A 22,948-nucleotide genomic window follows, 5' to 3' on the forward strand; every position below is an offset into this window, starting at 1 on the left:
GCACGGCCCTCGACGACCCGGATCAGCCCTGTCGGGGCCGTAGCAGCGGGATCATCAGCTGGTCGACCATCTCCTCGATGTCGCGGTAGCTCCATTCGCTTCCGCACATCTTCGCGCGGTACATCATCATCGCCGGAATGGCATCGAAGACATAGCCGTTGGCGGCGTCGGGCCGGACCTCTCCCCGGTCGATGCCACGGGTGACGACCTCACGCAACAGCTTGATGGCTGGTTCCACGACGCCCTCGTAGATCACGCCGTGGAAACGTTCGGCCTGCAGAGTGTCGCATTCGTGAATGACGGAGCGGAGCGCGAACCCGGGGCGCGAGTACATGGCGTCGCGCGTCTGACGGCACAGCGCGAGGAGGTCCTCGCGCACGCTCCCATGGTCGGGCGCCTCGTCGAAGCGCGGCAGTCCGGCCTGGAGCGCGTCCGCGACGAGGTCCTCCTTGGACGGCCACCGGCGGTAGACCGCGGCCTTGCCGGTCTGGGCACCGGCGGCGACGCCCTCCATCGTGAGGCCGTTCCAGCCGACCGTACTGAGCTGCTCCAGAGCGGCGTCGAGGATCGCGCGTTCCAGCACAGCACCACGTCGGCGAAGCGAGGCCGGCTGAGCGGAAGCGGCCGTCCAGGACGAAGTACCCATCTGTGTATCTCCGTTGAGCATGGGGAAGCGGGGGTTCCGGGGAAAGGGGGCGAGCGGGTTTCGCGGCGCCTCAGGGCAAGGAACTCAGTGAACGCTTGCGTTCACTGACGGGGACTCATTACCGTTTGACGCGACAGTGAACGCGATCGTTCACTAACGCACTTATGGGGGACCCATAGTGACAACCTCTCCATTGATCCAGGACCAGAAGCCGAAAGCCGCCCGCCGGACAGGGCGCCCCGGCATCGCGCTCACCGTCATCGCGGCCTGCCAACTCATGGTGGTACTCGACGCGACGATTGTGAACATCGCGCTCCCGCACATTCAAGACGCACTGAAGTTCAGCACGACCGACCTGACATGGGTGGTCAGCGCGTACACCCTCACCTTCGGTGGCCTGCTGCTGCTCGGGGGCCGGGCCGGTGACATCCTCGGCCGGCGCCGGGTCTTCATGACGGGCATCCTGCTGTTCACCTTCGCCTCCCTGCTCGGCGGACTCGCCCAGGAACCCTGGCAGTTGCTGGCCGCGCGAGCCCTGCAGGGCATGGGTGGCGCCATCGCGTCGCCCACCTCGCTGGCTCTCATCACCACCACCTTCCCCGAAGGCCCGGAGCGGAACCGGGCGTTCGCCGTCTTCGCCGCGGTCTCGGCCGGCGGCGGCGCGATCGGTCTGCTGGCCGGCGGCATGCTCACGGAGTGGCTCGACTGGCGCTGGGTCCTCTTCGTCAACGTGCCCATCGGCGTGCTGATCGCCGTGCTCACGCCGATGTACATCAACGAGTCCGAACGCCACCCCGGACGCTTCGACATCGCGGGTGCGCTCACCTCGACCGCCGGCATGGCGTCCCTGGTGTACGGCTTCATACGCGCCTCCGAGGTGGGCTGGCGGGACAGCCTCACGATCGGCTCCTTCGGTGCCGCCCTGGTGCTGCTGCTGGCCTTCGCCCTCATCGAGGTGAGGGCGAAGGAGCCGATCACCCCGCTGAGGATGTTCGCCGACCGCAACCGCTCGGGCACGTACGTGATCATGCTGAGCCTGGCCGCGGCGATGTTCGGCATCTTCTTCTACATTGTGCTGTTCGTCCAGAACGTGTTGGGTTACTCGCCCATCTCGGCCGGTGTGGCCTTCCTCCCGGTGACGGTGGCGATCGTGATCGGCGCGGGCCTGTCGCAGCGATTCCTGCCGGTGCTCGGCCCGAAGCCGTTCATGCTGGTCGGCGCGGCGCTCGTCTCGATCGGGCTCGGCTGGCAGACGTTCATCAGCCCGGACAGCTCGTACGTCTCCGGAGTGCTCGGCCCGATGCTGCTGTTCGGCTTCGGCATGGGCCTCAACTTCGTCACGCTGACGCTGACCGCTGTCTCGGGCGTCGCCCAGCACGAGGCCGGTGCGGCCTCCGGGCTGCTCAACGCCACGCAGCAGGTGGGCGGATCGCTCGGACTGTCCATCCTGACCACGGTCTTCAGCACGGCCAGCAAGAACGAGGCGGAGAAGCAGATACCGAATTTCCTGGCGAACGGTTCGGCCGAGCAGAAGGCGGAATTCGCCAGGACGCACCAGTTGCCGACTCCTTGGGGACACGAGGTGCTCGCCCACGGCATCTCGACGGGGTTCATCCCGGCCGCCGCGATGGCGGTACTGGCCCTGGTCACGGCAGCGGTGGTCATCCGCGTGCGCAAGAGCGACCTGGAGGCCCTGTCCGGCGCGGCGGGACCTGCCGGGGCCTGAGGGGGCCATCCGTTCCTGTCCGCGGTCCGCGGTCCGCGGACAGGAGCCCACGACGGCCGGACGGCGCCCTGGGGAACGACGGCGAGGGCGCCGCTCCGGCCGTCCGCGGCGTGAGGCAGGGGCGCGACCGCCTTCGTCGCGAGCCGGTGCTGGGCACGCCGACGGGACACGGCCGGCACCCTCACGAGCCGGAACGAGGTATGCCATCCGAACTGGGGCCGCCCCAGACACGCACCGCAACGCGGCACCCCACCCGAACACGGACCGCCTCCATCACGAACCGAACCGCGGCACCCCACCCGAACGCGGACCGCCTCCACCGAACACGGACCGCCTCCGTCACGAGTCGGAACGAGGTACGCCACCCGGACGCGGGCCGTCCCGGACGCGCAGCGCAACGCAGCATTCCGCCTGGACACGGAGCCACTCTGACAGGTCGGAACGAGGCACGAAGCCCCCACACGGCCGCCTCTCCCCAAAACTCGGCCCGGATGCGACGCCCGGACACCGCGCCACCCCTTCGAACCGGACCGGGCACCACGCCGTACACGGCCATCACCCTCACCAATCGGAACGAGGCACGAAGCCCCCACACCGCCGCCTCTCCCCAAAACTCGGCCCGGATGCGACGCCCGGACACCGCGCCACCCCCTCCAGCCGACCGGACGCAAGCCGACCGAGGCACAACGCCCGGGCCCCTACCGAGCGTCTATGCCGACGGGTGCCCAGTCCGGGAGCCGCTCCGTGCGGTGCAGCCACTCCCCCGGGGGCGACCCGGCCTTTCCGGAGGCGAGCACGCCGCCGACGATGGCGCAGGTCGTGTCCATGTCCCCGCCCACCCGCGCGGTCGTCCAGAAGGCCTGTTCGTAGTCGCCGAGGGAGCGCGCGGCCGACCAGAGCGCGAACGGCACGGTGTCGTGCGCCGTCGTCCTCCGCCCGCAGCCGAGCACGGCCGCGACGGTCGTGGCGTCGCCGTAGTCCAGCATGTCCCTCGCCCGTCGCAGCCCCGCTCCGACGGCGCTCTTCGGGATGAGTGCGACGACACCGTCGAGGAGGGTCTCGGGGGGCGGCGGTCCCGCCGGATCGGCGGCGAGGGCGGCCGCCGCGGCGACGGCCATGGCCCCGACCACGGCCTCGCGATGCTGATGCGTGGGGTATGCGGAGATCTCCGCCTGGTGCGTGGCCTGCTCGGGGTCGTCGGCGTACCAGGCGCCCAGGGGCGCGATCCGCATCGCCGCGCCGTTGCCCCACGACCCCCGCCCGTCGAACAGTGCCGCGGCCAGCTCGCGCCAGTCTCCGCCCTCCCGGATGAGCCTGAGGAGACGGTTCACAGCGGGGCCGTAGCCGCGGTCGAAGTCGTGGTGCTCGGCGAAGGAGCGGGCCAGCGCGTCCTGGTCGATGCGGTGGTGTACGGCCAGCACCGACACGACGGAGCAAGCCATCTCCGTGTCGTCCGTCCATTGCCAGGTGCCCGGCGGCAGCTCGCGGCGCTTGAGCAGCGGATAGTTCGCGGGGACGAAGAACTGTGAGCCCAACGCGTCCCCCACCGCCAGTCCGCGCAGGCTGGCCAGGGCGCGTTCCAGGCGCCCGTGGAGAGAGGAGTCAGCGGTCATCGCTCTGCCACTCTATCCGGTGATCCAGTAGGGCTGCGGATCACGCCAGCGCTCGAACGGGCGATCAAGCCGGTACTTGCCGTCCTCCCCGAGGAGGAGCATGCGTGTCTCGCCGTTCCCCGGGTTCGAGAGCGATTCGAATTCCGCGACCGTCCAGTGGAACCAGCGCATGCAGAACAGCCGCATGGCGAGGCCATGGGTCACCAGAAGCACGTTGGGCGGGTGGTCGGGCGCCTCGAAGCTGCGGTACAGGCTCTCCAGGAAGCCGCCGACCCGGTCGTAGACGTCGGCGCCGGACTCACCCTGGGCGAAGCGGTAGAAGAAGTGGCCGTAGGCGTCCCGGTACGCCTTCTGGAGCCGCACGTCGTCACGGTCCTGCCAGTTGCCCCAATCCTGCTCGCGCAGCCGGGGCTCCTCGCGGACCCGGACGCGCTCGGGATCCAGGTGGAAGGCCCGGAGCGTCTCGTGGGTGCGGCGGTACGGGGAGACGTACACGCTGACGGGCTCCCTGCCGAAGAGCTCCCGCAGCTGTTTGCCCGTCTCCTCCGCCTGCTGCCACCCCCTCTCGGTGAGCGGCAGCGCGTGGTCGGGCTCGCGTTCATACACGGAGTCATCGGCATTGCCCACCGACTCGCCGTGCCGGACAAGGACGATGCGCCGTGGTCGTGCCATGCCAAAACCCTAGATCGAGTGACGACCGAACGGGCACCCGAGGGGCCTCCATACGGCACAGGTCACATTCGACCCGGGTTCATTCGCTCGGTCCGGTTCTCAAACTCACTGAGTCGCCCGCCCGCGTGCGGCTCCCCATCTTCCTTCGGCACCACCGAGTCACACGGTCCACGAAGGCTCCAGCTCCACGATGTCGCCCGTGAGCGCCGCGACGTCCGCCTCCGTCTGCGCCCTCAGCGCGAGACGTTCCACGCGCTCCTCGCGGTACTTGCCGTGCTCGGCGGCCGACTGCCACATCGACAGGATCAGGAACTCATGGCCCGGCGCCTCGCCGAACAGTCCGCGGATCATGCCCGGCGAGCCCGCCATCGCCGGATTCCAGACCTTCTCCTGCATCAGCGCGAAGTGCTCGGCCCGCTCCTCGTGCACCCGGCAGTGCGCGACCCGCAGCAGGTCGGCGTCCGTGAAGCGAGGCTCGAAGCCGGTCTTCACGTCGAAGCGGTAGTCGAAGAGCCTGACCTGCTGGTCCTTGAACGTGCCCGACTGCGACGCGGCCAGCCGGTCATGCGAGCGCGCCATGAACGAGTCGTAGAAGGCGCGGCTCTCCCAGAACGCGAAGATGTGCGCCACACCGGGCCTCCCCCGGCTCCAGCCCCCGCCCTGCCCCCGGAAGCCCGGCTCCCCCGGAAGCCCCGCCCATTTCCGCTGCCCCCGCTCGAAACCGCGGCGGTCCACCACGGTGCAGCGAATCCACTTGACCAGCACCGCGCCATCGTAAGGCCACGGTGCGTGGCGTCGGTCACGCTCCGGCGGAGTGCACCCGGGCGAGCGCCCCTGCACACAGGGCACAATGGACAACTGGCCCTCACTGCACAGGAGTTCATGCGAGGGGCATGACAACGGGGAGGGGATGAGTGATGAGCGGTCTCAACAAGGGCATCCACAAGGTCGAGTTGGCGGTGAAATGGGACCCGAGTCCGTCCGGGCAGCCACCCACCGATCTCGACATCGTCGCCGCGGCCTACCTGGCGTCGGACCCGTACGGGGGCCCCGCCTATGTCGTGCACTTCGACAGCCGCTCTCCCGACGGCACGATCTACCTCAACCGCGACAGCCTCGACGGCAAGGGCTTCGGCTGGGACGAGGTCATGACGCTGGAGCTCGACCGTCTCGACGGGCGGTACGCACGCGTGGTCGCCGGCGTCGTCATCCAGCAGCGCACCGGCCGCAAGACGTTCGTCGGCGTCCTGAATCCGGCGCTGCGACTGCGCGAGGGCTACACCGTCCTCGCCGAGGACGGCTTCGGGGACGTGCTCGGCGCGACGGCGGCGACGGTGGCCGAGTTCGTGCGCGATGGCTCCGGTGAGTGGACGTTCCACCCGGGTGTGCACGGCTACGACACGGATCTGGTGAGCTTCGCCCGCGTGATGGGCAGCCCACGCGACGCCTGAGTGCGTCCCCAGAAGGGGCCGTCGACGCCGAAGGGCGGCGCGACCGTCGGTCGCGCCGCCCTTCAGTGGATCGGGTCAGCTGCAGCCGCTCGTCGAGCCGCAGCCCTCGCAGATGTAGCAGGAGCCCGCCCGCTGCATCTTCGTGCCGCAGGAGAAGCACAGCGGTGCGTCCGCCTGGATGCCCAGCTGCATCTCCACCAGCTCCGCGCTGGTGTGCGCCTGCTTCGGGGCCGGCTTGGCCGCCGCCGTCTCGGTCCGTGGGGTGGCGACCGCCTTCAACTCCTGGGCGCGCGGAGCCGACTGGGCCAGGCCCTCGACGTCGACCTCGTCCTCGGTCGGCTCGTAGGAGCCGGTCTCCAGATGGCGCTGACGCTCCTCGGCCGAGTGGATGCCGAGCGCGGAGCGCGTCTCGAAGGGCAGGAAGTCCAGCGCCAGGCGGCGGAAGATGTAGTCGACGATCGACTGCGCCATCCGCACGTCCGGGTCGTCCGTCATACCGGCAGGCTCGAAGCGCATGTTGGTGAACTTCGAGACGTACGTCTCCAGCGGCACGCCGTACTGCAGACCCACCGAGACCGCGATGGAGAAGGCGTCCATCATGCCCGCGAGGGTCGAGCCCTGCTTGGACATCTTCAGGAAGACCTCACCGAGACCGTCGTCCGGGTAGGAGTTGGCAGTCATGTAGCCTTCGGCGCCGCCGACGGTGAAGGAGGTGGTGATGCCGGGACGACCCTTCGGGAGGCGCTTGCGGACCGGGCGGTACTCGACGACCTTCTCGACGGTCTCGCGGATCGTCGCCTCGGCCTTTGCGGTCACCTCGGCCTTCTCGTCCTCCTTCTTCTTCGCGGAGAGCGGCTGGCCGACCTTGCAGTTGTCGCGGTAGATCGCGAGCGCCTTGATGCCCAGCTTCCAGGCCTCGAAGTAGATCTCCTCGACCTCCTCGACGGTCGCCGACTCCGGCATGTTGACCGTCTTGGAGATGGCGCCGGAGATCCACGGCTGGATCGCGGCCATCATCCGGACGTGGCCCATCGGGGAGATGGCGCGCTCGCCCATGGCGCAGTCGAAGACCTCGTAGTGCTCGTGCTTGAGGCCCGGCGCGTCGATCACATTGCCGTGCTCGGCGATGTGGGCGACGATCGCCTCGATCTGCTCCTCCTGGTAGCCGAGGCGGCGCAGCGCCTGCGGCACGGTGCCGTTGACGATCTGCATCGAGCCGCCGCCGACCAGCTTCTTGAACTTGACCAGCGCCAGGTCCGGCTCCACACCGGTGGTGTCGCAGGACATCGCCAGACCGATGGTGCCGGTCGGGGCGAGGACGGACGCCTGGGAGTTGCGGAAGCCGTTCTTCTCGCCGAGGCGGAGCACGTCCTGCCATGCCTCCGTGGCGGCGGCCCACACCGGGGTGTCGAGGTCGTCCATGCGGACGGCCTTCGCGTTGGCGTCGGAGTGCTGCTTCATGACACGCAGGTGGGGCTGCTCGTTGCGGGCGTAGCCGTCGTACGGGCCGACGACCGCGGCCAGCTCGGCGGAGCGCTTGTACGCCGTGCCGGTCATCAGGGAGGTGATGGCACCGGCCAGGGCGCGGCCGCCGTCGGAGTCGTAGGCGTGACCGGTCGCCATGAGCAGGGCACCGAGGTTGGCGTAGCCGATGCCGAGCTGGCGGAAGGCGCGGGTGTTCTCGCCGATCTTCTGGGTCGGGAAGTCCGCGAAGCAGATCGAGATGTCCATCGCGGTGATGACCAGCTCGACGACCTGCGAGAAGCGCTCGACGTCGAAGGACTGGCTGCCCTTGCCGTCGTCCTTCAGGAACTTCATCAGGTTCAGCGAGGCGAGGTTGCAGGACGTGTTGTCCAGGTGCATGTACTCACTGCACGGGTTCGAGCCGTTGATACGGCCGGACTCCGGGCACGTGTGCCAGTGGTTGATCGTGTCGTCGTACTGGATGCCGGGGTCGGCGCAGGCCCAGGCGGCCTCGGCCATCTTGCGGAAGAGCGCCTTGGCGTCCACCTCCTCGATGACCTCGCCGGTCATGCGGGCACGCAGACCGAACTTCCCGCCGTTCTCGACGGCCTTCATGAAGGTGTCGTTGACGCGGACCGAGTTGTTGGCGTTCTGGTACTGGACGGAGGTGATGTCCTCACCGCCGAGGTCCATGTCGAAGCCCGCGTCGCGCAGGGCGCGGATCTTCTCCTCCTCCTTGACCTTGGTCTCGATGAAGTCCTCGACGTCCGGGTGGTCGACGTCCAGGATGACCATCTTGGCGGCGCGGCGAGTGGCACCGCCCGACTTGATCGTTCCCGCGGAGGCGTCGGCGCCGCGCATGAAGGAGACCGGACCTGAGGCGTTGCCGCCCGAGGAGAGCAGCTCCTTGGAGGAGCGGATGCGGGAGAGGTTCAGGCCGGCGCCGGAGCCGCCCTTGAAGATCATGCCCTCTTCCTTGTACCAGTCGAGGATCGACTCCATGGAGTCGTCGACAGACAGGATGAAGCAGGCGGAGACCTGCTGGGGCTGCGGGGTGCCGACGTTGAACCAGACGGGGCTGTTGAAGCTGAAGATCTGGTGCAGGAGGGCGTACGCCAGTTCGTGCTCGAAGATCTCCGCGTCGGCGGGCGAGGTGAAGTACTTGTAGTCCTCACCGGCCTTCCGGTACGTCTTCACGATGCGGTCGATCAGCTGCTTGAGGCTGGTCTCGCGCTGCGGGGTGCCGACGGCACCGCGGAAGTACTTGCTGGTGACGATGTTGACCGCGTTCACCGACCAGAACTCGGGGAACTCGACGCCACGCTGCTCGAAGTTGACCGAGCCGTCGCGCCAGTTGGTCATGACGACGTCACGGCGCGCCCACTCGACCTCGTCGTACGGGTGCACGCCGGGGGTCGTGTGGATGCGCTCGATGCGCAGTCCCCTGGTGGCCTTGGCGCCCTTCGCTCGGGAACCTCGTGCCGGACCGCTCGCCGTCTCTGTCATGCCGCCTCCCTGTACGGGCGATAACGCCCTGAAGTGCCCTTTTCTTCCCATGGCACGGTGTTGTGTCTGCTTGTCACGCGCGTCGCGCGGGAGCGCGCGTGACGGGTCTGTGTGCGCCGCCGACGGGGCCGGTGCGGGCCGGCCCTCCCGTCAGTCGGCGGCGGTGGTCGCGGGCACGGGGACGTCGGCCGTCCCTCCGGACCCGCGGTCCGTTCCCTGGTGCTCCGCGACAGCGTTCTCGTGGTCGTCGTCGTCCACGGCGGGGCGCCCGCGCTGCTGTTCCCTGAGTTCCGCGATGGCGGCCTCGAAGTCCTCCAACGAGTCGAACGCCCGGTACACGGACGCGAACCGCAGATAGGCGACGAGGTCGAGCTCCTGCAAGGGGCCGAGTATGGCCAGACCCACGTCGTGGGTGGTCAGCTCGGCACTCCCGGTGGCCCGCACCGCCTCCTCGACCCGCTGGCCGAGCTGGGCGAGTGCATCCTCGGTGACAGGCCGCCCCTGGCATGCCTTGCGCACGCCGTTGATGACCTTGGTGCGACTGAAGGGCTCCGTGACTCCGGACCGCTTGACCACCATGAGCGAGCACGTCTCCACCGTCGTGAAACGACGGGAGCAGCCGGGGCACTGGCGGCGCCTGCGGATGGACGTGCCGTCGTCGGTCGTACGACTGTCGACGACGCGGCTGTCGGGGTGCCTGCAGAAGGGGCAGTACATGGCTCCAACCCTCCTTTTCAGCACGACTCATAGACCTCGCTGGGCCTCACAGGCCCCTCGAAGCAGCCCCAAGCATAGGCGATCTCCTGGACCGTGAAGACCGGGGGGACCACAACTTCTGGGCTGCTGCCGAAATCCAACCACTACATGTAGCGATTGGCTCGTACATTCGGCCGCGACACGCCCACGACGGGCGGATTGGCATGTGCCGCACGGCCATACCGGAGCGGGCCATGCGCGGATACGGTGGACACCACATGAAGAAGAGGGGCCGGTACCCGGCCCGCGAGGCGTCGGATGGCAGACTGGGCGCCGACCGCGGCGGCCCACAAGGCCATCGCCCCGGCGGTGAACCGTACAGCAATGGGCCCTTTCGTCCGTCGGGGGCGACGGCAGCCATACACCCGGGCACCTGATCACGTCAGGTAAATTTGCGGTTTTTCACTCGAACGTGTGTTTGGCGCAACCTTTCGAAAGCAACTACCGTTGTGCTGCACGGGAGACCATCGAGAGGGGCCGACGTGACCACCACCGCAGACAGTGCCACCATCACTGCCCAGGACCGCTCCCAGGGCCGACTCGAGCCGGTGCATGCCATGAACGAAGCCACGAACCATGAGGGACCAAAGAGGTCCCTGCCCGGCCGACCTCCAGGCATCCGGGCGGACAGCTCCGGGCTGACCGACCGGCAGCGCAGGGTGATCGAGGTCATCCGAGACTCCGTGCAGCGGCGCGGCTACCCGCCGTCGATGCGGGAGATCGGTCAGGCCGTGGGCCTCTCCAGCACCTCCTCGGTGGCACACCAGCTGATGGCGCTGGAGCGCAAGGGCTTCCTGCGTCGCGACCCGCACCGCCCGCGTGCGTACGAAGTGCGCGGCTCGGACCAGTCGGCCTCCGTGCAGCCCACGGACACCGCGGGCAAGCCCGCCGCGTCGTACGTCCCGCTCGTCGGCCGCATCGCCGCCGGTGGCCCCATCCTCGCCGAGGAGTCGGTCGAGGACGTGTTCCCGCTCCCCCGGCAGCTCGTCGGCGACGGTGAGCTCTTCGTCCTGAAGGTCGTCGGCGACTCCATGATCGAGGCGGCGATCTGCGACGGAGACTGGGTCACGGTCCGCCGCCAGCCCGTCGCCGAGAACGGCGACATCGTGGCCGCGATGCTCGACGGCGAGGCCACCGTCAAGCGCTTCAAGCGCGAGGACGGCCACGTCTGGTTGCTGCCGCACAACTCCGCGTACCAGCCGATCCCCGGTGACGAGGCGACGATCCTCGGCAAGGTCGTGGCGGTGCTGCGGCGGGTGTGACTCCATCGCGGCAGGCGGCCCCTGCGACGCTCACCCCTGATCCGGGCCCCGGGACCCCTGCGCCGGTTCCGGGGCCCATGTTGTCCGGGGCCGCTCGGAGTCCACGTCAGTGCGCTGTCCCACGGCCGGGCCGTGGGACAGCGCACTGACGTGCGCAAAACCGCGCCTCGCCCGGTTACGCGTCCTGCGCCTTCGCCGCCGCGTCGATCGCCGCCAGCGATCTGCGGACCTGGTTACGGTCCGTTGTGTACCAGAAGCCGGGAAGTGACGCCTTCAGATAGCCGCCATAGCGGGCCGTGGCCAGCCGCTGATCCAGTACCGCCACCACGCCGCGGTCCCCCGACGCGCGTACCAGGCGGCCTGCGCCCTGCGCCATCAGCAGTGCGGCGTGCGTGGCGGCGACGGCCATGAAGCCGTTGCCCCCGGCGTCCTCGACGGCCTTCTGACGGGCGCTCATCAGCGGGTCGTCGGGGCGCGGGAAGGGGATCTTGTCCATGACGACCAGCTGACAGCTGGGGCCGGGGACGTCGACCCCTTGCCAGAGCGAGAGCGTGCCGAACAGGCATGTCGTCGGGTCGGCCGTGAAGTTCTTGATCAGCTCGCCGAGCGTCTCCTCGCCCTGGAGGAGGATCGGGAACTCGGGAATGCGGGTCCGCAGCTCCTCTGCGGCGAGCTGGGCGGCCCGCATCGACGAGAACAGACCCAGCGTGCGGCCGCCGGCCGCCTGGATCAGCTCCGTCAGCTCGTCCAGCATGTCCCCGCGGTCGCCGTCGCGCGCGGGCCGCGACAGATGCTTCGCGACATACAGGATGCCCTGCTTCGGATAGTCGAAGGGAGAGCCGACGTCGACGCCCTTCCATTGGGGCAGGTCGTCTCCCTCCGTGCCTTCGGGGGCGAGACCGAGGGACGCCCCGACACCGTTGAAATCCCCGCCCAGCTTCAGCGTGGCGGACGTCAGGATCACCGAGCGGTCCGTGAAGAGCTTCTCCCTCAGGAGCCCCGACACGGACATGGGGGCGACACGCAGGGACGCGCCGAAGCGGTCGTGGCGCTCGTACCAGACGACGTCCCACTCGGAGCCGTTGGTGATCCGCTCCGCCACGTCGTGCACGCTCTCCACGGAGGCCAGCGCCTGCTTGCGGACGGCATCCTCGTCCTGGACAGACTTGTCACGGGTGGTTCCGAGCGCGGAGATCACCGTACGGGCAGCGTCGCGCAACGCCATGAGTGCGTACCCGAGGTCCTCCGGGATCTCTTCCAGGCGCCCGGGCAGAGCCAGCTCCATCAGGCGCTCGAAGCCCTCGGCGGCGGTCTGGAGCTGGTCGGCGGCCTTCTCGTTGACGAGCTTGGCGGCGCGGCGCACGGCCCGGTTGACCTGGCCGGGAGTGAGCTCGCCGGTGGCGACACCCGTCACCCGGGAGACCAGCTCGTGGGCCTCGTCGACGATCAGCACCTCGTGCTGCGGAAGGACCGGCGCGCCCTCGATGGCGTCGATCGCGAGCAGCGCATGGTTCGTGACGACGACTTCGGCGAGCTTGGCGCGCTCGCGGGCCATCTCGGCGAAGCACTCGGCGCCGTACGCGCACTTCGAGGCGCCCAGGCACTCCCGGGACGACACCGACACCTGGGCCCAGGCGCGGTCCGAGACGCCCGGGGTCAGATCGTCGCGGTCGCCGCTCTCCGTCTCCTGCGACCAGTCGCGCAGCCGCAGCAGGTCCTGACCCAGCTTGCTGGTCGGCGCGGCGGCCTCGAACTGGTCGAAGAGGCCGTCCTCCTCGTCCTGCGGCACGCCCTCGTGCAGGCGGTGCAGACACAGGTAGTTCGACCGGCCCTTGAGCATCGCGAACTCCGGCCGGCGGCGCAGCAGCGGGTGGAGCGCCTCGACCGTGCGCGGCAGGTCGCGCTCTACCAGCTGACGCTGCAGGGCCAGGGTGGCGGTCGCTACTACGACTGGCTCCCCGTGAGCGAGCGCGGGCACCAGATAGCCCAGCGACTTTCCGGTACCGGTGCCGGCCTGGACCAGCAGATGGGAACCGTCGTCGATCGCCTCCGCGACGGCTTGGGCCATGGTCACCTGGCCGGGGCGCTCCGTGCCGCCGACGGCTGTGACGGCTGCGTGCAGGAGTTCGGGGAGTGAGGGCTTTGTCATAGCGCGACCACCCTACGGCCCGTCACTGACAAACGGGCGCTGAAGCCCGCAGCGCACCGGGGGCTCACGCGTGGCACGCAGGGTCGGGACGGATTCCGGCGTGGGGGGCGGATGCGGCACAAGATTCCTTGACTGGGAGCGATGGGGGCGGCAGGGGGCCGACGAGATGGTTGGAACGAAAAAACGGATGACGGCGGCTGGGAACCGATGAGGGATCGAGCTCCGTTACAGAGAGTGATGGCCCTGGAGCAGATGGCGCAGGGCGCGGTCACGGACCATCAGGGCGGCCCGCTTGTCGGGCAGGTCGACCTCGGCGGAGAACCGGAAGCCGGCGTTCAGGAAGGCGGCGACGGAGGGGGTGTTGCGAAGGTCGGGTTCGGCGACGACACGTGTGCAGGAGGGACGCCGGTCGAGGACGAGGTCGGCGACGGCACGCAGCAGTGTGGAGCCCAGGCCGCGTCCGCGGTCGGCGACGCCGCCGATGAGGAGGTGGACCCCGGTGTCGTGGGGCCGGGCGGGGTAATGGCGGGCCAGCGGGTCCAGGTCCGCTCGGTAGATCTCCCAGTAGCTCATGGGGGTGCCGTCCAGCACGCCGAGGCAGGGGACGCTGCGTCCGTCGTCGGCGAGTTGGGCTCGCAGGTGCAGCTCGGTCACCGAGGCGTCTCCCGCCAGGTCCCAGAAGACCGCCACCGCGGGGTCGTTCATCCAGCGGGCGATCAGTGGCAGATCGCGGCCGAGGTGGACGGGAACGAGGTGGAAGACCCCGGCGGCGGTCGAGGTCGCGCCCCAGTCGGCGATGTGGTCGAGGAGGTCGTCGTCCTGGGGGATGTCGGTACGAGCGACCGGTGCGGCGGGGGAGGGTGCCGCAGGTGCGGCGGTCACCACGGCCGGTTCGGCGACCTTGGTGAGGCTCGCCGCCCTGCTCCGGGCCGCGCTTTCCTCCGCGCCGAGCGCCGTGAACTGGTCAGGCAGCCGTAGGTCGAGGGTGTCCTCGCAGTCCGAGCCGGAGCCCGGGCCGGGACGGGCTCGGCCGGCGGATCCGGAGCCCGTGTCGGCGGCGGGCCCCGCGGCGGGGGCGGAGGCGCGGCCGACGCCGGTGCTCGCATCGGTGGGGGGCACGGCGACGCTCCTCTCAGGAGACGGGATGAGGCATGTTCCTCAGGAGTGAAGGGGGTTGGTGATGGTGACGTAGACGGACTGGGTGTCCACCGGGCCGACGAGTTCGTCGAGGCCGTGCAGCCGGGTCAGCAGATTGGCCTTGCAGCGCAGGACGGGTGACTCGAGCAGGCGGGCGGGCAGGGACGTGCGCAACCGGGCGGCCCCGGTGGCGGCGTCGGCGAGGAATCGGCGGAAGGCCGCGAGCAAGAGCTGTTCATCGGCGAGGTGCTGGGAGCCGAACGCGCCGATGAGGCCGAACACGTTGTTGATGCCGAGGTAGTAGGCGAAGCGTTCCTCGGTCACCTCGTCGGAGACGAACGTGTCGCTCCGCTCCCCGATGCCGGGCAGCCGGGCGTCGAGTTCGGCGCGGCGGGACTCCCGGAAGTAGTAGCCCTGGTTGTCGCGGTAGCGGCCGCCGACGGGCCAGCCTTCCGGATCCAGCAGGACCACGGTGTTCTGCTGGTGGGCCTCCAGTGCGATGCCGGCCTCGCCGTCCAGCCAGAGCACGGGGCGCACCACCCGTTCGAGGTAGCGCAGGAACCACTCGGTGGCGACGGCGCCGCGCGAGCGGCCGGTGCGCCCGGCGAGGCGGGTCACCGTCTCGGCGAGCCGGGAGCGCACGAGGGGGTACCGCTGCCCTGCCGGCAGGGCGCGGGGCCTGGGCGAGATGAGGCCGGCGATGCAGGAGGCGTCGTCCGTCGGGCCGAACGGGTTGTGGCGGATCACCACGTCCAGCCCGGCCACCGGGGTGCCGTCGCCGTCGTCGACGCCGAGCCACGCCGGGTCGCGGACGATGTCGAAGCCGGGGTGTACGGACCGCCACTGCTTGCCGAGGCCACCGCGCAGCAGTCGGTGCACCTCGACACCCCGGTGGAGTTCCTTGCGGAGGTTCTCGCGGCGGGAGTTGGTGATGCGCAGGCCCAGCGACAGCTTCAGCATCGCGGGGACACCCGAGCGGTGCACGGTGCGCACCGAGGATGTGGGGTGCCAGGGTTCCCCGTGCGGGCCGAGGTCGCGGAGGAGCCCGGCATCCAGCAGGGCCGCGGACTGGGGGCGGTGCCGGATCTCGCGCGCCTGCCAGGGGTGCAGCGGCAGTGCGGTGTAGCCGTCGGGCAGCGGGAGCTCAGTGCCCGCGAGCCGTTGGGTCAACCATTCGGCGGGCACGGGCCGGCCGCGTTCCGTCCACGCCGAGTCGGCGGCGACGGCCGAGGGCGAGACCGCCAGCCAGTGCAGCGGGAAGGAGCCGCGCAGTTCGGGCGAGTAGAGCCGGGCCTCGGCGTCGGAGAGGCCATCGCGGCTCTTGGCCGTCGGATGCAACGGGTGCCCGAGCACCAGGGCCTGTTCGGAGGAGAGGAAGAGGTCCGTCCCGTCCGCGGGGCGCTCGCGTCGCTCCGCGACGAAGGTCGTGGTGCGGCGCACGGAGTCGGCGACGCCGGCTACCAGATCGGCCACGTGGCTGGGGAAGAAGCCAGGGGGGTACGTCGGTCCCGTCTCCCGGGCCAGCAGTGTCGCCACGGTCACCGCGTCCGCGGGCGGGGCCGACTCCGGTGCGCCGGCCAGACGCGGCGGCCCGAAGCGGTGCCAGCCGGTCGGGGACCAGTAGTGGACCGGGGCGAGGAGGGCCGTACCGCAGGCGGGGAGCGGGATGCGCAGAGTGCCGTCGGCAGGAGTGGCGAGGTCGTGCTCGCGGACCCAGCAGCGAAGCAGGTTCTCCACGGTCGCGGCTTGGGCCGCCGTATGCGGATCGGGGTGCTCCAGCAGGTCGGCCACGGCACCGCGCACCTCCTCGGCCTCGGGTGACGCTGCCCCCTGCGAGGGAACAGCATGGGACCCGGGTGCGAGCGCGGTGGCCAGTGTGTTGCCGGCCTCCCGCTCCGGGGTCCGGGAGCCGCCGTCAGGGGTGGGGGTGGCGTTCAAGGGCGTTCCTCGTGAGGTCTCCGGCTCGTGCGGCGACGGGCCGTGCGGTGCGGGCGTGAGGGCGGGTGCAGGGACTTCGGCCTTCCTGCTGGTCTCGGGCCGGGGCCTGGGGCCGGGGGGCGGATCGGCTGTGGTGCCGGTCGACGAGCGGGGCCGGGCTCAGGGGCGGACAGGGCCCCGTGCCACGGCGGTCACCGCGTCCGCGAGCCGGTCCAGGACCGCGCTCGTCTGCTCGTCGCTGATGGTCAGCGGCGGCAGCAGCCGGATGACGCTCGCCTGGCGCCCGCCCAGTTCCACGATCAGGCCACGCCGCAGACACTCCCGCTGGACGGCGGTGGCCAGTGCGGGCGCGGCGGGGCGGGGCCCGACGCCCCCGGGATCGGCGGTCGGGGAGTCCAGGGGCGCCGATTCGGGTGTGGCCTCGGGGTTCACCAGCTCGATGCCGATCATCAGCCCCCGGCCCCGCACGTCCCCGATGCACGGCAACTCAGCCGCCAGGGAGCGCAGTTGGGCCAATATGCGGGTGCCGAGCACGGCCGCGCGCTCGGCGAGGCGGTGCTCACGTACGTACGCGAGGGTCGCCGTGCCCGCGGCCATGGCGAGTTGGTTGCCGCGGAACGTGCCCGCGTGGTCGCCGGGTCGCCAGACGTCGAGGTCGTCGCGGTAGACCACGACCGCGAGCGGCAGGCTGCCGCCGATCGCCTTGGAGAGGACCATCACGTCGGGGACCACGCCGCTGTGCTCGACCGCCCAGAAGCGTCCGGTGCGGCCCACACCGGTCTGGACTTCGTCCGCGATCAGCGGGATCGACCGGCTCTCGGTGATCTGTCGCATGCGGCGCATCCAGGCATCCGGCGCGGGGTTGACCCCGCCCTCCCCCTGGACCGGTTCGAGGATCATCCCGGCGGGCAGTGGCACGCCCGACTTGGCGTCGTCGAGCAGGGACTCGGTCCAGCGGGCGGAGATTTCGGCGCCGCGCTCGCCGCCGAGCCCGAAGGGGCAGCGGTAGTCCTGCGGATACGGCAGCCGGGTCACACGGACGTCGGTCGCGCCTCCGGACGCCTCAAGTGCCCCCGCGGTCATCCCGTGGTAGGCGCCGGTGAAGGCGAGAATGCCGCTCCGGCCGGTCGCCGCGCGCACCAGCTTGAGCGCCGCCTCCACGGCGTCCGTCCCTGCCGGACCGCAGAACTGCACGCGCGCTCGGTCGGCGAGGCCGGGCGGCAGGGTGCTGAACAACTCGGTGGTGAAGGCGTCCTTGACGGGGGTGGCCAGGTCCAGGACGTGCAGCGGCGCACCCGAGTCGAGGACCTTCCGGATCGCCTCCAGGACCACCGGGTGGTTGTGGCCGAGGGCCAGCGTGCCCGCACCGGAGAGGCAGTCGAGGTAACGACGGCCGTCCGCACCCTCGATGGTGAGCCCACGCGCCCGCACGGGCACGATCGGCAGGGCGCGCGCATAGGTGCGCGCGGCGGACTCGCGCGCCGACTGGCGCCGCAGAATGCTCTCGTGCGCCGCGTACACCGCCCCGGTATCGCGCGTCGCCTCGCGCGCCGAGCGCTTCCCCTCCGCTGCCGCGCAGCCCTCCGGTTCGCCCTCCACCGGCACCACCGCAGTCTCCGTCACGGTCACGACGTCAGTTCCTCCCGCTGTCCAGAGGGGCTGGGGCGAACGTATGAGCACGGACGGCAGTTCCCCCCGTGCGTACCAACGATGTGAACGGCCTGCGGAAGCGGGTGGGCGCAAGATCCTTGCCGCGATCCTTGCCGCGATCGTTGCCCTGATCCTCGACGCGGGTCCTTGGTGAGAGTCCTCGACGCGAGCCCTTGAGGCCGTCCTTGACACCTGACCAGCCCGCCGGAGACAGGACATCGATGATCAACGCCGTAGCGAAACCGTTGCCGTTCCGTCGGAAGTCACTCACGGCGAGCGCATAGTGTGTGGTGCCGTTCAGTGGAATCGAATGATCATCTACGACGTCCCGGCCTCCACGGCGGTCACCGTCTCTTCACACAGGTTCATTGCAGGGGGAGTTCAGACCATGCGACCCATACGCCCGCTCTTCGCCGCCCGCCGGGAACGGAGCGCCCGCCGCGGAACCTCCCCCGTGCTGGCCGCGGTCGGCCTCGCCACGGCGCTGGCGCTGACCGCGACCGCATGCGATTCGGGCGGGGACACCGCGGCGAGCGGCGAGGCGAGGGCGTCCGCGTCCTCCGCGGGCGACGGCAAGATCAAGATCCCGGACGACATCAAGCAGAAGCTCAGGGAACACGGGATCGACATCGACAAGTGGAAGAACGGCGCCTGGAAGAACTGGAACAAGGACGACTGGCTGCGCGAGGCCGACGACTTCATCAACCCGATCATCAAGGGCCTGTGGAACCCGGACCGGATGCGCGAGGCCAATGACCCCGACAAGGGCGTCGACGACAACGACCTCTCGGGCGACCAGGGCGTCACTGACCCGACCCCGGCCCCGGTGCAGGCGCAGGCGGTGCAGCCCCCGTACCACGACGAGGCGCCCACGGCGGGCAAGGTGTTCTTCGACTCCCCCGAGGGCACGATGGTCTGCTCGGCGACGGTGGTCGAGGACCCGGCCCATCCCGGCAAGTCCAACCTCGTGTGGACCGCGGGCCACTGTGTGCACGCGGGCAAGAAGGGCGGCTGGTACCGCAACATCGCGTTCGTGCCGGCGTACAACAACTCCGGGAAGAACGAGGCCGAGCTGCAGAACGCGACACGGGAGGAGGTCGCCCCCTACGGCGTCTGGTGGGGTGACTGGGCGCAGACCTCACAGCAGTGGATCGAGCAGGGCGGCGAGACCGGCGGCCAGGGCGCGTCGTACGACTTCGCCGTCATCCATGTGACGCCGGAGAAGGGCAACGGCGGCAAGTCGCTGGAGGAGATGGTCGGTTCGGCGCTTCCGGTGAACTTCAACGCGCCGGCCGTGCCCAAGGTCGACAGCATCACGGCGACCGGCTACCCGGCCGCGGCCCCGTTCGACGGCCAGAAGCTGTACCAGTGCCAGGACAAGCCGGGCCGGCTCTCGATCGTGAGGACGGATCCGACGATGTACCGCATCGGCTGCACCATGACGGGCGGTTCGTCCGGCGGCGGCTGGGTGGAGACGGGCTCGGACGGCAAGCCCGCGCTGGTCTCCAACACCTCCATCGGCCCGGTGACCGCGGGCTGGCTGGCCGGACCGCGGCTGGGCGACGTGGCCAAGGGTGTCTACGACTCGGTCAGCAAGAAGTTCGCGAGAGGGTGACACACCGGGCCCGAGGATGCGCGAAGGCCCGCTCCCTTTTGAGGGAGCGGGCCTTTCCGCTTGTGGGTCGGAGCGACTCCGGTTCGCCGTGGGTCAGAGCGCCGGAGCCGGAACGTACGGTGTCAGCTCCGCGGCCAGTTCCTCGTGCACCCGTGCCTTGAGCAGCGTGCCCTCCGTGGTGTGCTCCTCGGAGATCACCTCACCCTCGGAGTGGGCGCGCGCGACCAGACGGCCCAGTGTGTAGGGCACGAGCGCCTCGATCTCGACGGACGGCCTGGGCAACTCGTTGTCGATGAGCCCGAGCAGTTCCTGGATGCCTCTGCCGGTGCGCGCCGAGACCGCGATGGAACGCTTCTCGATCCGCATCAGCCGCTGGAGCACCAGCGGGTCGGCCGCGTCCGCCTTGTTGATCACGACGATCTCGGGCACGTCGGTGGCGCCGACGTCCCTGATCACCTCGCGCACGGCGGCAAGCTGCTCCTCGGGCGCCGGGTGCGAACCGTCCACCACGTGCAGGATCAGGTCGGAGTCGCCGACCTCCTCCATCGTGGAGCGGAACGCCTCGACCAGGTGGTGCGGCAGGTGCCGTACAAAGCCGACGGTGTCCGCCAGCGTGTACAGCCGCCCGCTCGGGGTCTCGGCCCGGCGCACGGTCGGATCGAGGGTCGCGAACAGCGCGTTCTCGACCAGCACGCCCGCGCCCGTGAGGCGGTTGAGCAGGGACGACTTTCCGGCGTTGGTGTAACCCGCGATGGCGACCGAGGGCACCTTGTGGCGCCTGCGCTCCTGGCGCTTGATCTCGCGGCCGGTCTTCATCTCCGCGATCTCCCGGCGCATCTTCGCCATCTTCTCGCGGATCCGCCGCCGGTCCGTCTCGATCTTGGTCTCACCGGGACCACGGGTTGCCAGGCCGCCGCTGCCGCCACCCATCTGGCGGGACAGCGACTGGCCCCAGCCGCGCAGCCTCGGCAGCATGTACTGCATTTGTGCGAGCGCGACCTGGGCCTTGCCCTCGCGGGACTTGGCGTGCTGGGCGAAGATGTCCAGGATCAGGGCCGTGCGGTCGATGACCTTGACCTTGACGACGTCCTCGAGGTGGATCAGCTGGCCGGGGCTCAGCTCACCGTCGCAGATGACGGTGTCGGCGCCCGTCTCGATCACGACGTCCCGCAGCTCCTCGGCCTTGCCGGAACCGATGTAGGTCGCCGCGTCAGGCTTGTCGCGGCGCTGGATCACGCCGTCGAGCACGAGCGCGCCCGCGGTCTCCGCGAGGGCGGCCAGCTCCGCGAGGGAGTTCTCGGCATCCTGAACGGTTCCCGAGGTCCACACCCCGACGAGCACGACGCGCTCCAGGCGCAGCTGTCGGTACTCGACCTCGGTGACGTCCTCGAGCTCGGTGGACAGGCCCGCGACACGGCGCAGCGCCGCGCGCTCGGAGCGGTCGAACTGGTCGCCGTCCCGCTCTCCGTCGATCTCGTGGCTCCAGGCGACGTCCTCTTCCATCAGGGCGTCGGCCCGAAGACCCTCGGGGTAGGCGTCCGCAAAGCGCTTGGTTTCCTGGGAAGGGGAAGAAGAGGAGGTCATTGGGTCCTTACGTCGTTGGGGATTCCGTCTGCGGCGACGGGGTGCGGGCCGCGTCGGCCACACGAGTCGCCAAATGCGTCAACGCTCGAGCGGCCCGGGACATTCCCGACACCGCAGCCCTGGGGCCGCGCCGCCGACCCGACGATGGTCGCACGGCGCGGCCCGCCTCGTCACCCGACTTACCGCGTGGCCGTGGAAGCCTGCGCCGGGTCGCTCTTCCAGTCCGGGTGCCCCGGCATCGGCGGGGTCCTCTCGCCGTAGAGCCAGGCCCGGAAGAACGCGCTCAGGTCGCGTCCCGCGATGTGGGACGCCAGGAACTCGAAGTCGGCCGTGGTCGCCGTACTGTCCCGGTGCACGGCCACCCAGACCCGCTCCAGACGCTCGAAGGCTTCGCGCCCGATCTCCTGGCGCAGCGCGTACAGGACGAGCGCGGACCCGTCGTAGACGTTCGGACGGAAGATGCTGATCTTCTGGCCGGGCTTCGACGCCTTGGGCGCGGCCGGCGGGCCGCCGGCCGCGCGCCAGCGGTCGGAGAGGGTGTACGCCGCCTTCATACGGGTCGCCAGGGGCCTCTGCGCAGTCTCCTCCGCGTACAGGGCCTCGTACCAGGTGGCGTGTCCCTCGTTCAGCCACAGGTCGGACCAGGTACGCGGGCTGACACTGTCGCCGAACCACTGGTGGGACAGTTCGTGCACCATGATCGACTCTGTGTACCACTTGGGGTACGCGGAGTCGGTGAACACCCCCTTCTCGAAGAGGGAGAGCGTCTGCGTCTCGAGTTCGAAGCCGGTCCGCGCCTGGGCGATCAGCAGCCCGTAGGTCTCGAAGGGGTAGGGGCCGACCTTCTTCTCCATCCAGGCGATCTGGTCGGGGGTCTTCTCCAGCCACGGTTCCAGGACCTTCTCGTCCTTGACCGGTACGACATCGCGGACGGGCAGTCCGTGCGGTCCCCGTCGCTGCAGCACGACACTGCGGCCGATCGAGACCTGGGCCAGTTCGGTCGCCATGGGGTGCCGGGTGCGGTAGGTCCAGGTGGTGGCACGGCCGGTGCGCACGCTGCCCAGGGACACACCGTTCGCCACGGCCGTGTAGCCGTCCGGCGCGGTCACGTGGATGGTGAACATCGCCTTGTCGGAGGGATGGTCGTTGCACGGGAAGACCAGGTGGGCGGCGTCGGCCTGGTTGGCCATCGCGAGCCCGTCGTCGGTCCGCACCCAGCCGCCGTCCCGGCCTTTCACGGGCGCCGGGTCGCTGGTGTGCCGCACGGTGATGCGCAGCGCGCTGCCCCTCGGGAGCGGGACGTCGGGCATGATCACCAGGTCCTCTCCCGCGCTGCTGAAGGCCGCGGGCGCCCCGTTGACGTCGACGGACTGCACCGTGCCGTGTGCGAAGTCGAGGTTCAGTCTCTCCAGGCGCTGGGTGGCCCGCGCATTGATCTTGGTGACGGCGGTGAGGGGTTTGCTGTTGCTGCCGGGATAGGTGAAGGAGAGGTCGTAGGAGCGGACGTCGTACCCGGGGTTGCCGAGCGTCGGGAAGATGTGGTCGCCGATGCCCAGGGGCTCGGCGGGCGAGGGTGCGCTCGCGGCGATCAGGCAGCCGGAGACGGCGGAGGCGAGCAGGGCCGCCCTGGCACGGCGGGCACGGGGGATCACGGAACGGAGGCTGTGCGGCATGGACCACCGCTACCAGCGCCTACCACTCGCGCGGTGACGGCGCGCGCCGGGCACACCCGAACGGGTTCGGTCCGGACCGTCCCGCGCCCCGCCCCGGCGTACGGCG

16 protein-coding genes are annotated in these 22,948 nt (G+C 70.1%); 4 read left to right on the forward strand and 12 right to left on the reverse strand.

Features of this window, described 5'->3' with window-relative positions; genetic code table 11:
* Window positions 1–22: 22 nt before the first annotated feature.
* On the reverse strand, window positions 23–646 hold the full coding sequence (locus ACZ3TS_RS12940) for a TetR/AcrR family transcriptional regulator (RefSeq protein ID WP_467616803.1): 624 nt from the start codon (window positions 644–646) through the stop codon (window positions 23–25).
* A gap of 178 nt (window positions 647–824) precedes the next feature.
* On the opposite strand from ACZ3TS_RS12940, the gene ACZ3TS_RS12945 reads away from it, so the two are divergent.
* Entirely contained in the window at window positions 825–2,372 is a 1,548-nt protein-coding gene (locus ACZ3TS_RS12945) for an MFS transporter (protein ID WP_467616805.1), read from the forward strand.
* A 698-nt stretch (window positions 2,373–3,070) separates the two neighbouring features.
* Here ACZ3TS_RS12945 and ACZ3TS_RS12950 read toward each other — a convergent pair.
* The 3 genes from ACZ3TS_RS12950 to ACZ3TS_RS12960 all read right to left on the reverse strand — a co-directional run bounded on the left by ACZ3TS_RS12950 (window position 3,071) and on the right by ACZ3TS_RS12960 (window position 5,422).
* On the reverse strand, window positions 3,071–3,985 hold the full coding sequence (locus ACZ3TS_RS12950; RefSeq protein WP_467616808.1) for an ADP-ribosylglycohydrolase family protein: 915 nt from the start codon (window positions 3,983–3,985) through the stop codon (window positions 3,071–3,073).
* A gap of 12 nt (window positions 3,986–3,997) precedes the next feature.
* On the reverse strand, window positions 3,998–4,657 hold the full coding sequence (locus ACZ3TS_RS12955; protein WP_467616810.1) for a histidine phosphatase family protein: 660 nt from the start codon (window positions 4,655–4,657) through the stop codon (window positions 3,998–4,000).
* 159 nt (window positions 4,658–4,816) lie between these two features.
* Window positions 4,817–5,422 (reverse strand): YdbC family protein, encoded by a 606-nt coding sequence (locus ACZ3TS_RS12960; RefSeq protein WP_467616812.1) that lies wholly within the window; start codon window positions 5,420–5,422, stop codon window positions 4,817–4,819.
* A gap of 152 nt (window positions 5,423–5,574) precedes the next feature.
* On the opposite strand from ACZ3TS_RS12960, the gene ACZ3TS_RS12965 reads away from it, so the two are divergent.
* A complete protein-coding gene (locus tag ACZ3TS_RS12965) occupies window positions 5,575–6,108 on the forward strand; it encodes a TerD family protein (protein WP_467616815.1) in 534 nt (177 codons plus the stop codon).
* A gap of 75 nt (window positions 6,109–6,183) precedes the next feature.
* Here the strand turns inward: ACZ3TS_RS12965 and ACZ3TS_RS12970 are convergent, their stop codons facing one another.
* Together ACZ3TS_RS12970 and nrdR are read right to left on the reverse strand one after the other, a co-directional pair.
* Window positions 6,184–9,078, reverse strand: coding sequence for a vitamin B12-dependent ribonucleotide reductase (locus ACZ3TS_RS12970; RefSeq protein WP_467616816.1), 2,895 nt, complete (start codon window positions 9,076–9,078; stop codon window positions 6,184–6,186).
* Between the two features lie 150 nt (window positions 9,079–9,228).
* Window positions 9,229–9,795 carry a transcriptional regulator NrdR gene (gene nrdR, locus ACZ3TS_RS12975; protein WP_467616817.1) on the reverse strand — a complete coding sequence of 189 codons (567 nt, stop codon included), beginning with the start codon at window positions 9,793–9,795 and terminating at the stop codon, window positions 9,229–9,231.
* A 521-nt stretch (window positions 9,796–10,316) separates the two neighbouring features.
* Here nrdR and lexA point away from each other — a divergent pair.
* Complete coding sequence (gene lexA, locus ACZ3TS_RS12980) at window positions 10,317–11,096, forward strand: transcriptional repressor LexA (protein ID WP_329507885.1); 780 nt, start codon at window positions 10,317–10,319, stop codon at window positions 11,094–11,096.
* A gap of 175 nt (window positions 11,097–11,271) precedes the next feature.
* Here lexA and ACZ3TS_RS12985 read toward each other — a convergent pair whose 3' ends face one another.
* The 4 genes from ACZ3TS_RS12985 to ACZ3TS_RS13000 form a co-directional block, all read right to left on the reverse strand.
* The gene (locus ACZ3TS_RS12985; protein WP_467616819.1) at window positions 11,272–13,245 is read right to left on the reverse strand and encodes an ATP-dependent DNA helicase; all 1,974 of its coding nucleotides are present in this window, start codon (window positions 13,243–13,245) and stop codon (window positions 11,272–11,274) included.
* A gap of 225 nt (window positions 13,246–13,470) precedes the next feature.
* Window positions 13,471–14,364, reverse strand: coding sequence for a GNAT family N-acetyltransferase (locus ACZ3TS_RS12990; RefSeq protein WP_467616821.1), 894 nt, complete (start codon window positions 14,362–14,364; stop codon window positions 13,471–13,473).
* 39 nt (window positions 14,365–14,403) lie between these two features.
* On the reverse strand, window positions 14,404–16,320 hold the full coding sequence (locus ACZ3TS_RS12995; protein WP_467616823.1) for an IucA/IucC family protein: 1,917 nt from the start codon (window positions 16,318–16,320) through the stop codon (window positions 14,404–14,406).
* Window positions 16,321–16,479: 159 nt separating this feature from the next.
* Window positions 16,480–17,841 carry a diaminobutyrate--2-oxoglutarate transaminase family protein gene (locus ACZ3TS_RS13000; RefSeq protein ID WP_467616942.1) on the reverse strand — a complete coding sequence of 454 codons (1,362 nt, stop codon included), beginning with the start codon at window positions 17,839–17,841 and terminating at the stop codon, window positions 16,480–16,482.
* Window positions 17,842–18,358: 517 nt separating this feature from the next.
* On the opposite strand from ACZ3TS_RS13000, the gene ACZ3TS_RS13005 reads away from it, so the two are divergent.
* The gene (locus tag ACZ3TS_RS13005; RefSeq protein WP_467616825.1) at window positions 18,359–19,585 is read left to right on the forward strand and encodes a trypsin-like serine peptidase; all 1,227 of its coding nucleotides are present in this window, start codon (window positions 18,359–18,361) and stop codon (window positions 19,583–19,585) included.
* Between the two features lie 93 nt (window positions 19,586–19,678).
* On the opposite strand, the gene hflX is transcribed toward ACZ3TS_RS13005, so the two are convergent.
* Window positions 19,679–21,169 (reverse strand): GTPase HflX, encoded by a 1,491-nt coding sequence (gene hflX / locus ACZ3TS_RS13010; RefSeq protein WP_467616828.1) that lies wholly within the window; start codon window positions 21,167–21,169, stop codon window positions 19,679–19,681.
* Window positions 21,170–21,348: 179 nt separating this feature from the next.
* A complete protein-coding gene (locus tag ACZ3TS_RS13015; RefSeq protein ID WP_467616829.1) occupies window positions 21,349–22,842 on the reverse strand; it encodes a M1 family metallopeptidase in 1,494 nt (497 codons plus the stop codon).
* Window positions 22,843–22,948 lie beyond the last annotated feature (106 nt).

Source organism: Streptomyces sp. NPDC022910 (assembly GCF_055561075.1).